General features: G+C 64.8%; 10 protein-coding genes. 4 read left to right on the top strand and 6 right to left on the bottom strand.

The features are described 5' to 3' along the window. Positions 1 to 35: 35 nt before the first annotated feature. Positions 36 to 1685, top strand: coding sequence for a phosphoglucomutase (alpha-D-glucose-1,6-bisphosphate-dependent) (gene pgm, locus ACPJW8_RS00985; RefSeq protein WP_330188004.1), 1650 nt, complete (start codon positions 36 to 38; stop codon positions 1683 to 1685). A 111-nt stretch (positions 1686 to 1796) separates the two neighbouring features. Here the strand turns inward: pgm and ACPJW8_RS00980 are convergent, their stop codons facing one another. Next, positions 1797 to 2402, bottom strand: a complete 606-nt coding sequence (locus ACPJW8_RS00980) for a malonic semialdehyde reductase (RefSeq protein ID WP_330188005.1) — start codon at positions 2400 to 2402, stop codon at positions 1797 to 1799. Positions 2403 to 2603: 201 nt separating this feature from the next. Between ACPJW8_RS00980 and ACPJW8_RS00975 the strand changes: the two genes are divergently transcribed. Next, entirely contained in the window at positions 2604 to 3956 is a 1353-nt protein-coding gene (locus ACPJW8_RS00975; protein WP_330188006.1) for a uracil-xanthine permease family protein, read from the top strand. A gap of 71 nt (positions 3957 to 4027) precedes the next feature. Continuing rightward, positions 4028 to 5170, top strand: a complete 1143-nt coding sequence (locus ACPJW8_RS00970; protein WP_330188007.1) for a VanZ family protein — start codon at positions 4028 to 4030, stop codon at positions 5168 to 5170. On the opposite strand, the gene ACPJW8_RS00965 is transcribed toward ACPJW8_RS00970, so the two are convergent. The 3 genes from ACPJW8_RS00965 to ACPJW8_RS00955 form a co-directional block, all read right to left on the bottom strand. Beyond that, positions 5118 to 5960 carry a PRD domain-containing protein gene (locus tag ACPJW8_RS00965; protein ID WP_330188008.1) on the bottom strand — a complete coding sequence of 281 codons (843 nt, stop codon included), beginning with the start codon at positions 5958 to 5960 and terminating at the stop codon, positions 5118 to 5120. The two genes, ACPJW8_RS00970 and ACPJW8_RS00965, sit on opposite strands and share 53 nt — an antisense overlap. Before the next feature lie 108 nt (positions 5961 to 6068). Beyond that, entirely contained in the window at positions 6069 to 7499 is a 1431-nt protein-coding gene (locus ACPJW8_RS00960) for a glycoside hydrolase family 1 protein (protein WP_330188009.1), read from the bottom strand. Between the two features lie 26 nt (positions 7500 to 7525). After that, positions 7526 to 9439: a beta-glucoside-specific PTS transporter subunit IIABC gene (locus ACPJW8_RS00955; protein ID WP_330188010.1), complete on the bottom strand. Its 1914-nt coding sequence runs from the start codon at positions 9437 to 9439 to the stop codon at positions 7526 to 7528. A gap of 451 nt (positions 9440 to 9890) precedes the next feature. Here ACPJW8_RS00955 and ACPJW8_RS00950 point away from each other — a divergent pair, with 451 nt between their 5' ends. After that, a complete protein-coding gene (locus ACPJW8_RS00950; protein WP_330188011.1) occupies positions 9891 to 11366 on the top strand; it encodes an amino acid permease in 1476 nt (491 codons plus the stop codon). On the opposite strand, the gene ACPJW8_RS00945 is transcribed toward ACPJW8_RS00950, so the two are convergent. Beyond that, entirely contained in the window at positions 11363 to 12274 is a 912-nt protein-coding gene (locus ACPJW8_RS00945) for an HAD-IIB family hydrolase (protein ID WP_330188012.1), read from the bottom strand. The genes ACPJW8_RS00950 and ACPJW8_RS00945 overlap by 4 nt on opposite strands. A gap of 91 nt (positions 12275 to 12365) precedes the next feature. Then, positions 12366 to 12872 (bottom strand): hypothetical protein, encoded by a 507-nt coding sequence (locus ACPJW8_RS00940; RefSeq protein WP_330188013.1) that lies wholly within the window; start codon positions 12870 to 12872, stop codon positions 12366 to 12368. Positions 12873 to 13031 lie beyond the last annotated feature (159 nt).

Here is a 13031-nt window from a genome sequence, read left to right as displayed (position 1 = left end):
TGTTGACTCAGGGCAGGGTCTGGCATGCTGGAGCCATGGCTAGCCGAGCGGGCACAGTTGCCCAACCACAGGACCTTGTAGACATCACCGCTCTTCTTGACGCGTATTACGACGTCAGTCCCGATCTGTCGGATCCCGGCCAGCGGGTGGCGTTCGGCACCTCCGGGCACCGCGGATCCAGCCTGAAGGCGTCGTTCAACGAAAAACACATCCTCGCCATCACCCAGGCGATCGTGGAGTACCGGGCCGGTCAGGGCATCACCGGCCCGCTGTTCCTGGCCAAGGACACCCACGCCCTCAGCGAACCCGCCCAGAATTCCGCCCTTGAGGTCCTCGCGGCCAACGGCGTCCAGGTACTCATCGACGCCCGTCACGGCTACACGCCCACCCCGGCCCTGAGCCACGCGATCCTCAGCTACAACAACAAGGCCGCCGCCGGAGCTCCGCAGGCTGACGGCATTGTGGTCACCCCCAGCCACAACCCGCCCGGCGACGGCGGCTTCAAGTACAACCCGCCGCACGGCGGCCCTGCCGATTCGGACGCCACGGGCTGGATCGCCAACCGCGCCAACGAACTCCTGGAAAACGATCTCCGCGGTATCAAGCGGGTCCCGGTGGCCGAAGCCCTGAACGCTGACAGCACCGGCAAGTTCGACTTCCTCAGCGGCTATGTGGACGATCTCCCCTCTGTGCTGAACCTGGATGCAATCCGCGACGCCGGTGTCCGCATCGGTGCGGACCCCATGGGCGGTGCCGCAGTGGATTACTGGGGCGAGATCGGCGAGCGCCACCACCTGAACCTCACCGTGGTCAACCCGGCTGTGGATCCCCAATGGGCGTTTATGACCCTGGACTGGGACGAGAAGATCCGGATGGACTGCTCGTCGCCGTCGGCCATGGCCTCATTGATCAACCGGATGGCTGATGGTGCCTCGTTCGACATCGCCACGGGCAACGACGCCGATGCGGACCGCCACGGCATCGTGACGCCGGACGGCGGACTGATGAACCCGAACCATTACCTGGCCGTCGCCATCGATTACCTGTACCGCAACCGCAGCGGCTGGAACCCGCAGTCAGTCGTTGGCAAAACGCTGGTTTCCTCCTCCATGATCGACCGCGTGGCGGAGAGCCTGGGCCGCAAGCTGGTGGAGGTGCCGGTTGGCTTCAAGTGGTTCGTCCCCGGCCTGCTCTCCGGCGAAGGCGCATTCGGTGGCGAGGAATCGGCCGGCGCGTCCTTTAACAAGCTGGACGGCAGCGTCTGGACCACTGACAAGGATGGCATCCTGCTGGCCCTGCTTGCCTCGGAAATCACGGCGGTCACCGGCAAGTCGCCCTCGCAGCTGTACAAGGGCCTCACTGACCAGTTCGGCGCACCCGTCTACGCCCGGATCGACGCCGCCGCAACGCGCGAGCAGAAGTCGGCACTTGGCAAGCTCTCGGCGTCGGACGTCACTGCCACTGAACTGGCAGGCGAGGCGATCGTGGCGAAGCTGACTGAAGCACCGGGCAACGGCGCAGCAATCGGCGGGCTCAAGGTGGTCACGGAGAACGCCTGGTTCGCCGCCCGGCCCTCCGGCACCGAGGACGTCTACAAGATCTACGCCGAGTCCTTCAAGGGAGAGGACCACCTCAAGCAGGTCCAGGCGGAAGCCAAGCAGCTGGTGGACGGCGTCATCGCCTAAGTTCCCGACGCGCAAAATACCTGGCGACACAAAAATGCGCTGGCGCCCCGGATATTTCGGGGGCGCCAGCGCATTTGTGCGTCGCGGAGGAATTCCGCAGCGAAACCAGAGTTAGACGGTGCGGACAACCTGCTCGTAGTCGAACTTCGGCTTGGCTTCGCCGAAGGCGTCAGGGCCGGGCTGGCCGATGTTGACCACCAGGAAGCTCTTCTGGTCGCCGGCCGGGAAGAAGGCGGCGTCGATTGCGCCGAAGTCGGCTCCGGTCATGGGGCCGGCGGCGAAGCCGAGGGAGCGGACGGCCAGGATGAAGTAGCCGGCCTGCAGGTGGGCGTTGTTGTTGCCGGTCTCGGCAGCCAGGGCGGGAGCGGCGTCGTACATGGCCTTGGGGGCGTTGTAACCGGGGAGGAAGTTGTCCCACTGCTCGGTCCAGGCGGTGTCGTAGCTGAGGATAGCCACCAGCGGGGCGGCGGCGGTCTTGGCCTTGTTGCCGGGCATCAGGGCGTCAACCAGCGTGGCGCGGGCCTCGTCGGAGCGGACGTAGGTGACGCGCAGCGGCTGGGAGTTGAAGGCGGTGGGGCCGAACTTGGTCAGTTCGTAGATGGCGCGGGCCTGGTCCTCGGTCACCTCGCCGGTGAAGGAGTTGGCGGTGCGTCCCTGGGCAAAGATCGCATCCACGGCAGCGGAATCGATGATGGCTTCGTCATGGGCAATGGTCATTGTGAATCCCTTTCGCTGCGCCTCCCCGCCTGCCGGGGTGGCCTCTCGTTTCAATACTTGCAACTTCAACTACTTCCGCGTTCTTCCCGGTGGCAGCGTGACGTTCCCCACACGCGGCGCCGCGGCCTGCGTGGCGGTAAAGTTGCACCGACGCATTAAGCCCCTCGGCTGCACCCCCCCATTTTTTGAAAGGCTCCGCCCATGAGCATGCTCGGAACCAACTGGAAGCTGCACGGAAACGGCAAGTCCATCCGTCCCGGCCACGTGGTGGCACCCAACGAACGCCTCTCCTGGCCGCTGACCATCGGCGTCGGGATGCAGCATGTGGTGGCGATGTTCGGCGCCACCTTCCTGGTGCCCATCATCACCGGCATGCCGCCCGCCACCACCCTCCTGTTCTCCGGAATCGGCACCCTGCTGTTCCTGGTCATCACCAGGGGACGCGTGCCAAGCTACCTCGGCTCCAGCTTCGCGTTCATCGCACCCATCGCGGCCTCCCAGGATCAGTACGGCGTTGCCGGAGCCTTGGGCGGCGTGGTGCTGGCCGGCGTCGTACTTGCCCTCATTGGTGCGGTGGTGCACAAGTTTGGCGCGGGCTGGATCAACCGCCTGATGCCGCCGATCGTGACCGGTGCGATCGTTGCGCTGATCGGCCTGAACCTGGCGCCGGCTGCGAAGAACAATTTCGACGCCGCCCCCGTCACCGCAATGATCACGCTGGCCACGATCATCCTGGTGAGCGTGCTGTTCCGCGGAATCCTGGGCCGGCTGAGCATCCTGGTGGGCGTGGTGGTGGGCTACCTCGTGGCCATGCTGCGCGGCGAGGTGAGCTACGAAAAGATGGAGGCCGCCGCATGGATCGGGCTGCCGCATTTCCAGACGCCGGAGTTCCACCTTGGCGTTGTTGGCCTGTTCGTTCCGGTGGTGCTGGTGCTGGTGGCTGAGAACATCGGGCACGTGAAGTCGGTGGCCGCGATGACCGGACAGAACCTCGACGACGTCTCCGGACGCGCGCTGATGGCCGACGGCGCCGCCACGGTACTGGCCGGCTTCGGCGGCGGCTCCGGCACCACCACCTACGCGGAGAACATCGGCGTGATGGCCGCGACCAAGGTCTACTCCACGGCCGCGTACTGGGTTGCGGGTGTCTTCGCGATCCTGCTGAGCTTCTCCCCCAAGTTCGGCGAGCTGATCGCCACGGTTCCAGCCGGCGTCCTGGGCGGAGCGGCCACCATGCTCTACGGCATGATCGGCATCCTGGGCGTGAAGATCTGGGTGCAGAACAAGGTCAACTTCTCCAACCCGATCAACCTTACGACGGCGGCCGTCGCCTTGATCATCGGCATCGCCGACTACACGTGGACCCTTGGCGAGCTCAAGTTCACGGGCATCGCATTGGGTTCGGCCGCCGCGCTGGTGATCTACCACGGCATGAAGGCGCTTGCCCGCTGGCGTGGCACCGTCGCCGAGCCGGAAAGCGAGACGGCAGGACTGCCGCCGGTAGTGAAGGCCGCGGTCAACGCCGCTGCCAAGCGCGGCGGCAAGAAGCGCTAGCCGACGCTCCGGTTCTCAGCCTGGCCGCTAGGGTTGGAGCGGTTTTACGTAGATAAAGGGCTGGGGGAATTGTGGGCGATTGGGTTTGGCCGGCGTACGTGGGCATCCTGGGCGGGGCGATTGCCTTCGTGCTGTTTATGGTGCCGATCGTTGCCATCCAGTACAGGATGTACGGCCGCTTCACGTGGCTTCGTTTCTTCGGCGCTGCGGGCCTCAGCGTTTATGGAGTGGCCCTGGTTGCCTACACGTTGCTGCCGCTCCCCGATCCTGCCGACTTGCAGTGCCCGCCCGGAGGAAGCGTCTTCCAGGGCATCCCGTTCAACTTCATCTCTGACATCCAGCGTGAGACTGCAGGCCTGGGGATCACGGGGATCCTGACAAGCCGGGCCACGCTCCAGGTGGCGTTCAACGTCATCCTGTTCATACCGTGGGGCGTTATTGCGCGGCGTTACCTTTCCTGGAGCATCCCGGTGGCCGTGCTCACCGGCGCCGCCGCCTCGGTGTTGATCGAACTGACCCAGTTCACCGGCCTGTGGGGCCTCTACGACTGCGCCTACCGGGTGGGCGATGTTGATGACCTCATCACCAACACCCTCGGAGCACTGATCGGCGCACTGTTCGCCCCGCTCCTGCTCTGGTTTATGCCGCAGCGCAAGGAGCTTCTGGCCACCCGTGGCCGCAGCCGTCCGGTGACCGTCTGGCGGCGCTGGCTGGGCATGGTCATTGATTACGCCGCCCTTTCCTTCCTGGGCGCCGTCTTTGTGATCCTCTACCGCATTGGCTTGATGACGTTGGGCATGGAACTGCCCGACGACGAGAATCCGGTCAGCCAGGTCCTGATCTACCTGATCCCCGGCTTCCTGGTGTTTTACCTGCCGGCGTTCTACCCCAGCGGCGCTTCACTGGGGCAGCGTGCCGTGTGGCTGAAGCCCGAGTGGCCTGCCGCGCGCGCATCCCGCCGGTTCCTGCGCGCCAGCGTCACGGGTGGCTTGTACTCAGTGCTGGGTTTCCTGGCGGCCGTGGTTCCCGTGACGGTGCTGGATCCGCTGCCCGGGCTGGTGCTCTTCGCAGCCTTCATCGCAGTTCCGTTGACCAAAAAGCGGGGCCTGTCCGGTGTGCTGAGCGGAGCGGAAATGATTGACGCGCGGGCTGGGGCGACGATCAGGTCCGGTCCTCGTCCACCATCCGCGCCACGTGAAGGGTCAGGTAGGTGACTTCGTCTTCGGTGAGCGGCTCGCCAAGGCGCAGCTCAAGGACTGCCTGGAGCTTGAGCGCCGTCGAGTGTGCCTCAGGGTAGGACTCCCGGATCGCGTCACGGAGCTTGCCGCCGCGCTCATCCAGCTGACGCCCTGAATTGGCCCGCACGAAGAAATACCGGAGATGGGTGATGAACCGGGCTGCGTTGACGGTGTTCCGGTCAAACGGCCGGCTGTACGCCTGTTCCAGCACCTCGAACAGCTGCGCGAAGACGCCGGTCATCTGGTAGGTGTAGGACAGATCCCCCGTGGCAAACCCGGCGTTGACCAGGTGCAGTGCAATGGCCACGGCTTCGTCCTCCACCAATGGCGCCTCGAGCCGGGAGTTGACGAACTCCAGGATGCGCCGCGCCGCCCGCAGCTCTTCCGGATAGAGGTGGGTGACTTCGGCCCGGAGCGGGTAGTCAAACATCAGCCCCTGGCGCATCCGCTTGATGGCGAAGCTGAGGTGGTCCGCCAGCGCGATGGAGAGCACCGTACTGGACGGGATGGGCATTTCGGCACGGCCGGCCTCGAGGGCCTGTTCGGCAAGGAGCACGTGCTCTGGCGGAATGGCTGCCACCATGGCCCCCAGGTTGTCCGGGTCCCTGCCATCCTCGGGCACGAACGTACGCAGCACCTTGGCAGGGTCGATTGCCTGCCCGGGCTTGGCCTGGAAGCCCAGTCCCCTGCCGGTGAGGATCACCTCGCGGCCGTTGGGATCGCGCGAAAGCACCACGTTGTTATTGAAGACGCGCAGGATTTCCACGTCGTTGTTTCTCCTGCCTCCGGTGGGTAGCGGGGCGGGAACCGGTGCCGGCTCCCGCCCCGCCTTGTCATTGCTGCCGGTTCAGGGCAGCGCGAACGTGCTGCTTATTCAGCGCAGCGAAGCACCATTGCTGGCGATCACGTCCTTGTACCAGCCAAAGGATTTCTTCCGGTAGCGCTCAAGGGTTCCCGAACCGTCGTCGTTCCTGTCCACATAGATAAAACCGTAGCGCTTGCTGAGCTGCGCCGTAGAGGCACTGACCACATCGATGCAGCCCCACGAGGTGTAGCCCAGCACGTCGGCGCCATCGGCGATGGCCTCACGGACCTGGACCAGGTGGTCGTTCATGTAATCGATCCGGTAATCGTCCTCCACAGTCAGCACGCCATCAGCCTCCACCAGGACGTCCTTGGCGCCGATGCCGTTCTCGACGATAAACAGCGGCTTCTGCCAGCGTTCCCAGTAATCGTTGATGACGACGCGCAGGCCCTGTGGGTCAATCTGCCAGCCCCATTCGGACGCTTCAAGCTTGGGGTTGGGCACTCCTCCCATGATGTTGCCCGGGCCCTGCACTACTGACGGATCGGCCGATTCGCAGATGCTCATGTAGTAGCTGAAAGAAACGAAGTCCACGGTGTTCTGCAGGTCCTCGCGGTCCTGGTCCGTGATGTCCAGGTCAATTCCGTTGTCCTTGAAGTACCGCAGCAGATAGCCGGGATACGCGCCGCGGCAGTGGATGTCGCCAAACGCGTAGCTGGCGTGTGCGGTGTCCATGGCCTTGACCACATCATCCGGAGACGGTGTCAGCGGGTAGACGGGCAGGGCGAGGATCATGCAGCCCACCTGGGCCTGGGGCACGATGGTCCGGGCCAGCCGGGTTGCCCGTGCGGAGGCCACCAGTTCGTGGTGGATGGCCTGGTAGAGGTCCTTGTCCGTCAGCTGCTCCCGGGGCGTGGGAATCCCGCCGGAGAGGAACGGCGCGTGGATCACCGAGTTGATCTCGTTGAACGTCAGCCAGTACTTGACCCGGCTGCCAAATCGTTCGAACAACACCTGGCAGTACCGCTCGTAGAAGTCAATCAGCTTTCGGTTGGTCCAGCCGCCGTAGGTGCAGGCCAGGTTGAGTGGGGTTTCGTAGTGGCTGATGGTTACCAGCGGCTGGATCCCGTGCTTTTCCAGTTCGTCCAGGACCCGGTCGTAGAACGCCAGGCCTTCCTCGTTGGGCTGTTCGTCATCGCCGTTCGGGAAGATCCTGCTCCACGCGACGGAGAAGCGGTAGACCTTGAAGCCCATCTCCGCGAACAGGGCGATGTCCTCCGCGTACCGGTGGTAGAAGTCGATTCCTACCTGCTTGAGGTTGTCCGGCGTCGGGCCCTCCGTGGGCGGCGTCATGATGCCCTGGGGCATCACGTCCTGGATGGACAATCCCTTGCCGCCTTCGTTGTAGGCACCTTCGAGCTGGTTGGCTGCCGTGGCACCACCCCACAGGAATCCTTCGGGGAACGGTCCGGTGGCGGCTTTGACAGTTGCGTGGCTCATGCTGTGCTGGTCCTCTCGTTTCAGGTTCAGAGTTCGACGTCGAGTGCGGGGGTACCGTGCGTGAGGTGTCCGGTCCCCAGTGGTACGACGGCGGTGAGCGCCTTGGTGTTGGTGACCACCATCAGCGTCGTGGAGTCATACCCCGCGGCCAGGATTTTTCCCCGGTCTGCTGTTGCCAGCAGGTCGCCGGCTTCCACGCGCTGGCCGCGGGCCACTTTGGCCTCAAAGCCCTCGCCATCCATCTGGACGGTGTCGATGCCGATGTGCACGAGGACCTCGACGCCGTCGTCGGACTTGATCCCGTAAGCGTGTCCGGTCTTCATCACGGCCTGGACGGTCCCGGCGATGGGCGAGTAGACGTTGTCCTCCTCGGGAACAACACCGATTCCGCTGCCCATGGCACCCGAGGCGAAGACCTTGTCCTGGACATCAGCAAGTGCAACAACGGTTCCCGTGACGGGGGCCAGGACAGTCACGTTGGAAGTGCCGGCGCCGGTGGCTGCAGCTGCGCCGGTGCCGGTGGCTGCAGCGGCTGCGGCAGCCGCGTCCACGGCGGGGCTTTCAGGGGCGGCTGCAACGGCATCGTCTGCCTGCTCACGGGGACCGAGCAGGAAGGTGAGGATGAAGGCGATGGCAATGGCGACTGCGGTACCGGCCAGCAGCACGCCGAAGTTGCCTACAGAGGTAAAGGCCGGGAGGGCGAGAACCGACGGGAAGACAAAGGCGCTGGACGCGCTGCCGCCCATCGCCGCAATCGCGCCGCCCACGGCGCCGCCGGCCACGCCGAAGTAGAACGGCTTCTTCAGCGGCAGGTTGACGCCGTAAATGCCGGGTTCGGTAACGCCGGCCAGGAATCCGGACAGGGCAGCAGGCGCAGCCACCTGGCGGCGCTTGGCGCTGCGGGTCCGGAGGGCCACAGCGGTCATGGCCGCTGCCTGGGCCAGGACGGCCGGCACCAGTGGGCCCATCAGCAGCGAGTATCCGGTGGTGGCCAGGTCATTGGTCATGATGGGGACAAATCCCCAGTGCATGCCGAACAGCACGAACACCTGCCAGAAGCCACCCATGATGGCGCCGGCCAGCCACGGCGCGAATCCGAAGATCGCCGTGATGCCTGCCGAGATGCCCTGTGAGGCGTAGGTGGTGATGGGTCCCACCGTGAGGAGGGTCAACGGCACCATGATAGCGATCGTCAGGAGCGGCGTCATGAAGTTCCGTATGGCCGAGGGCAGGAATTTCAGCAGGAAGCGCTCCAGGTAGCCCTGCAGCCAGACGGCCACGATGATGGGGATCACCGAGCTGGTGTAGTTCATCAGGACCATGGGAATTCCGGCGAAGGACACCGGTTCGCCCGCGGTGGTCAGTCCAATGATGCTGGGGTACACCAGTGCGCCGGCGATCGCCATGGAGGTGAACTGGTTTGTCTTGAAGCGGCGTGCCGCGGTGACGGCCAGGAACATGGGGAGGAAGTAGAAGAGTGCATCCGCGGCGGCCGACAGGATGACGTAGGTCTGGTTGGTGGCTTCCACCCAGCCGAAGGTGGTGCCCATGCTGAGGAACGCCTTCAGCAGACCCGAACCGGCCAGCGGCCAAAGGATGGGCGAGAAGATGGCGGAGACCATCTCAATGAAGCGGTTGAACAGGTTGCCCTTGGGAGCGTCGTCGTGGACCTCGTCGTCCCCGCCAAACCGGGTGATCCTGCCGAGCTCCGCGAAAACAGTGGGAACGTCATTTCCGATCACTACCTGGTACTGCCCGCCGGCCTGCATCACGGTGATCACACCGGGCAGCTTTTCGACGGCGGCCGTGTTGGCTTTCGCGTCGTCGCGGAGCTTGAGCCGGAGCCGGGTGGCGCAGTGCGTGGCGCCAACAATGTTTGCTTCGCCGCCGACATTCTCCAAAATGTCTGCGGCCAAAGACCTGTAATCCACGGAGGCCATGGCAGTCCTTTCTGTCCATTCCTGTTTTCGGGCACAAAAAAAGACCCGAGCCACACGTCTCCGTGCGTCTCAGGTCTTGCCTCGTTGCCGAGTAACAATCCTTCAGGCGGCATCGCCTGCTCCGGAAACACTAGCGGTGATCGGCGCCACTTGGCAAGCAAAAGTTTTCGGGGAACCGCAGCACAGACCAGCGATACTTGCAACAATGTCGCCCAAGCGTAAGCACAGCTGTTGCTCACGTCACGTTCCCGGCCGCTACCCATGAGCATTTTTTGCCAATGTGTTCCACGTCTCACGCGGCGCGCGCTGCGTGCTAACTTGATCAGCGCACGTGGTCCGGCGGGTTGCTTCCCCAGTACCCTAGGGACCGGACTTCCGCAGATTCCGGCTTGAAACCGGGCGATTCTGCGCGCCAGATTTCTGACCAACGGACCAACCCAACGGAGGATCCATGAGCGCTGCCCCGCTCCCAACAGGCGACTCAACCCCAACCCAGGAACCAGGCCTTCGGCGGTCCATGGAGGCCCGCCACCTGGTGATGATCGGCCTGGGCGGCGTGATCGGTTCCGGGCTGTTCGTCAGCTCCGGCTACACAATTTCCCAGGCCGGTCCGCTGGGTGCGGTGATCGCGTACCTGATTGGCGCCGTCGTGGTTTACCTGGTGATGGCGTGCCTGAGCGAGCTGGCCATCGCGTACCCCGTTTCGGGTGCCTTCCACATTTACGCGGCCCGCTCGATCGGGCCAGCTACCGGCTTCACCACCGCCTGGCTGTACTGGCTGACGTGGGTGGTTGCGCTGGGCTCGGAGTTCACGGCGGCGGGCCTGTTGATGCAGCGCTGGTTCCCGGAGGTTCCCGTGTGGATCTGGTGCCTGCTGTTCGCTACGGTGCTGTTCAGCATGAACGCCATCTCCTCCCGGGTGTTCGGCGAAAGCGAGTTCTGGTTCGCCATGATCAAGGTTGCCGCCGTCGTTGGCCTGATCATCCTGGGCGGCGCCGCACTGGTGGGCTTCCACCCGATGGCAGAGGGCAACTACCCGCACCTCTTTGAAAACTTCACCACCACCGAGGGTCTGTTCCCCAATGGCTTTACCGGGGTGCTGGTCACCGTCCTGGTCGTGTTCTTCGCGTTCTCCGGGTCCGAACTGATCGGCGTGGCAGCCGGCGAGACCACCGATCCGGCCAAGAACATCCCCAAGGCCATGCGCACCACGGTGCTGCGCCTGGTGATCTTCTTCATCGGCGCCATCACGGTGATCGCCGCGACCATCCCCTACGAGCAGGCCGGCCTGGACGAGAGCCCCTTCGTCACAGTCTTCGCCAGCATCGGCGTCCCCTACGCTGCGGACATCATGAACTTCGTGGTCATCACGGCGCTCCTGTCCGCCGGCAACAGCGGCCTGTACTCCTGCGCGCGCATGCTGTTCTCACTCTCCGCAGAAGGCCACGCACCTAAGGCCTTCCGCAAGCTCACCAAACGCGGCATCCCCATGCTGGCCCTGGTTGTCAGCATCTTCGGCGGCCTCGCGTCGCTGATCAGCAGCGTGGTGGCACCCACCACCGTGTACCTGATCCTCACGTCGGTGGCCGGTTTCGCAACGGTGGCAGTCTGGATGTCCATCGTGGCCTCGCACTTCTTCCACCGCCGCGCCTTCATCCGCAACGGCGGGGACCTCTCCGCCCTGCCCTACAAGGCTCCGCTCTTCCCGCTGGTCCCGATCGTCGCCTTCCTGGCGTGCCTCGGCTCCATGATCGGCATCGGCTTCGACCCCACGCAGGCCCCGGCACTGTACTTCGGCGGTGCCTTCACCATCGCCTGCTACCTGGTGTTCCATTTCAAGTACGGCAAGGGCCGCCGCAACCACACGCCGGAGATGATCCCGGCGAAAGCGGAGTCCACGGAAGAAGCGGAGAAGGTGTCCGTCTAGCGGGCGAGCCCCAGTTCGGCGAAGGCCGCAACCAGGCCTTCCTCATGCGGGGGCGCGGCGGTGCGGTCGGCCAGGGCCATCAGGGCTGGTGAGGATCCTTCAATCACGACGCCGATGCCCGCGTAAGCGATCATCTCCAGGTCGTTTTCGCCATCCCCCACGGCCACAGTGTCCTCCCGGGCAATGCCGAGGTGGGCAATGGCTGCCGCGACGCCGTCGGCCTTGCTGAGGCCCGCCTGGTACAGCTCACCTGCGTGCCGGCCCTCCTCCACAATGGAGTTTGCGACGACGGCAATCCCGTCACCGATCTCCGTCACCAACTGCTCCATGGGCACGGGCGATTCGAACACGGAGACCTTCGCGAAGGCGGGGAGGTCCGCGGCATCGGCCGGGGCGGGCAGGGGGCGGACGGCGCCGAGGATGGCTGAGGAACCGGCCTCGGGCCCGTCCGGGTGGTTGCTGAAGTGCTGCCGGACGATCGAACGGAGCCGGGCTTCGACGGATTCCGGAGCGTAAAGCGCCTCCACCGCTTCCAGGATGTACACCGCACCGTGCGCGTCCAGGGCGGCGACAGCGCGGTAGGCAAGGTCGTCGGGCAGCCGGCGGTCCACCAGCACCTCACCTGCCACCTGGACGTAGGCTCCGGCGCTGGCCACGACGCCGTCGAATCCCGCGGCGAGGATGCTCGGAGGCAGCATGGACAACGGGCGCCCGGTGCAAAGGAAGACCTTGTGCCCCGCAGCGCGGGCAGCCTGGACAGCACGCACATGGCCGTCAGGAACCACCCCGTAATCGGCGTAGGTTCCGTCCACATCCAGGAAAACGGCGCGGACAGCTGCGGAAGCAGGGCCGGCAGCCGGAGTGGGAACTGACGTGCTGGCGACGGCGGCGCTTGGCTGGGAGCTCATGTTTCCGGATCATACCGGGCGCACGCGCTCGCCACCCAGCCGGGCCGGGTGGGGAACATGTCACTGCAGCCGCTGCCCCCGGGGGCCGGTCCTAGTGTTCAGTTTCGGAACTGAACGGGGTACCGGGTTCGCGGTCCTCGGTGTTGCCCTCGTCCATTTCGGCTTCGGACGAAGGCAGGATCACGTCCTCGTCGTCAACGTCTTCCCCGCTGTCTTCCGGGTTTCCGGCCTGCACGCCTTCATCCCCAAACCCCTGCCGGCCCGTGGCCTGGTCCTCCGCGGACTCCGCCAGCGAAGGTTCGAATCCGGGATTGTCCGCTTCGCTTTCGGCGTGGCTCTGATCGTCCGTTCCGCCGAACCGGCCGGCTCCAGGCTCTCCGGCGGTGTCTTCTTCCTCAGGATCGAAGTGGCTGAGGCTGGGTGCGGCAGTCTGGTAGCTCCCGCCGTCGTCGGAGGTGTCCTGACTCAGGCCTGCTGCATCAAAGTCTTCCTCGTCGCGGGGCTGCGCAAACTTCTGCCCGCCCGCTTCCTGCTCCGCCGTAGGGGTGCCGTAGCCGCCGGCTTCCTCATCGGGGTTGCGTTGCTGGTTTTCGCTCATGCTTCCTCCTGTGAGAGTGGTCCCTTTGACGCTAACGCAGCCCCTCTGCGCAGGTCCATGCTTTCCAACAAAATAATCAGTAAACTTATCAAATCATTGAAACCCGGGCTGCCTCGGCCTAGGTTTAGAGCACGTGGGGACTGGAATTGAACAGGCTGC

Source organism: Pseudarthrobacter sp. J47 (assembly GCF_049810315.1).
Taxonomy (GTDB): Bacteria; Actinomycetota; Actinomycetes; order Actinomycetales; family Micrococcaceae; genus Arthrobacter.
The sequence above is the reverse complement of the archived record's forward strand: the minus strand, read 5'-3'. Positions and strand labels throughout refer to the sequence as shown.

Coding starts and splice junctions, on each gene's coding strand:
- ACPJW8_RS00940 (WP_330188013.1), bottom strand. CDS start 12,872: ATGAGCGAAAACCAGCAACGCAACCCCGATGAGGAAGCCGGCGGCTAC.
- ACPJW8_RS00950 (WP_330188011.1), top strand. CDS start 9,891: ATGAGCGCTGCCCCGCTCCCAACAGGCGACTCAACCCCAACCCAGGAA.
- pgm (WP_330188004.1), top strand. CDS start 36: ATGGCTAGCCGAGCGGGCACAGTTGCCCAACCACAGGACCTTGTAGAC.
- ACPJW8_RS00945 (WP_330188012.1), bottom strand. CDS start 12,274: ATGAGCTCCCAGCCAAGCGCCGCCGTCGCCAGCACGTCAGTTCCCACT.
- ACPJW8_RS00960 (WP_330188009.1), bottom strand. CDS start 7,499: ATGAGCCACGCAACTGTCAAAGCCGCCACCGGACCGTTCCCCGAAGGA.
- ACPJW8_RS00980 (WP_330188005.1), bottom strand. CDS start 2,402: ATGACCATTGCCCATGACGAAGCCATCATCGATTCCGCTGCCGTGGAT.
- ACPJW8_RS00975 (WP_330188006.1), top strand. CDS start 2,604: ATGAGCATGCTCGGAACCAACTGGAAGCTGCACGGAAACGGCAAGTCC.
- ACPJW8_RS00955 (WP_330188010.1), bottom strand. CDS start 9,439: ATGGCCTCCGTGGATTACAGGTCTTTGGCCGCAGACATTTTGGAGAAT.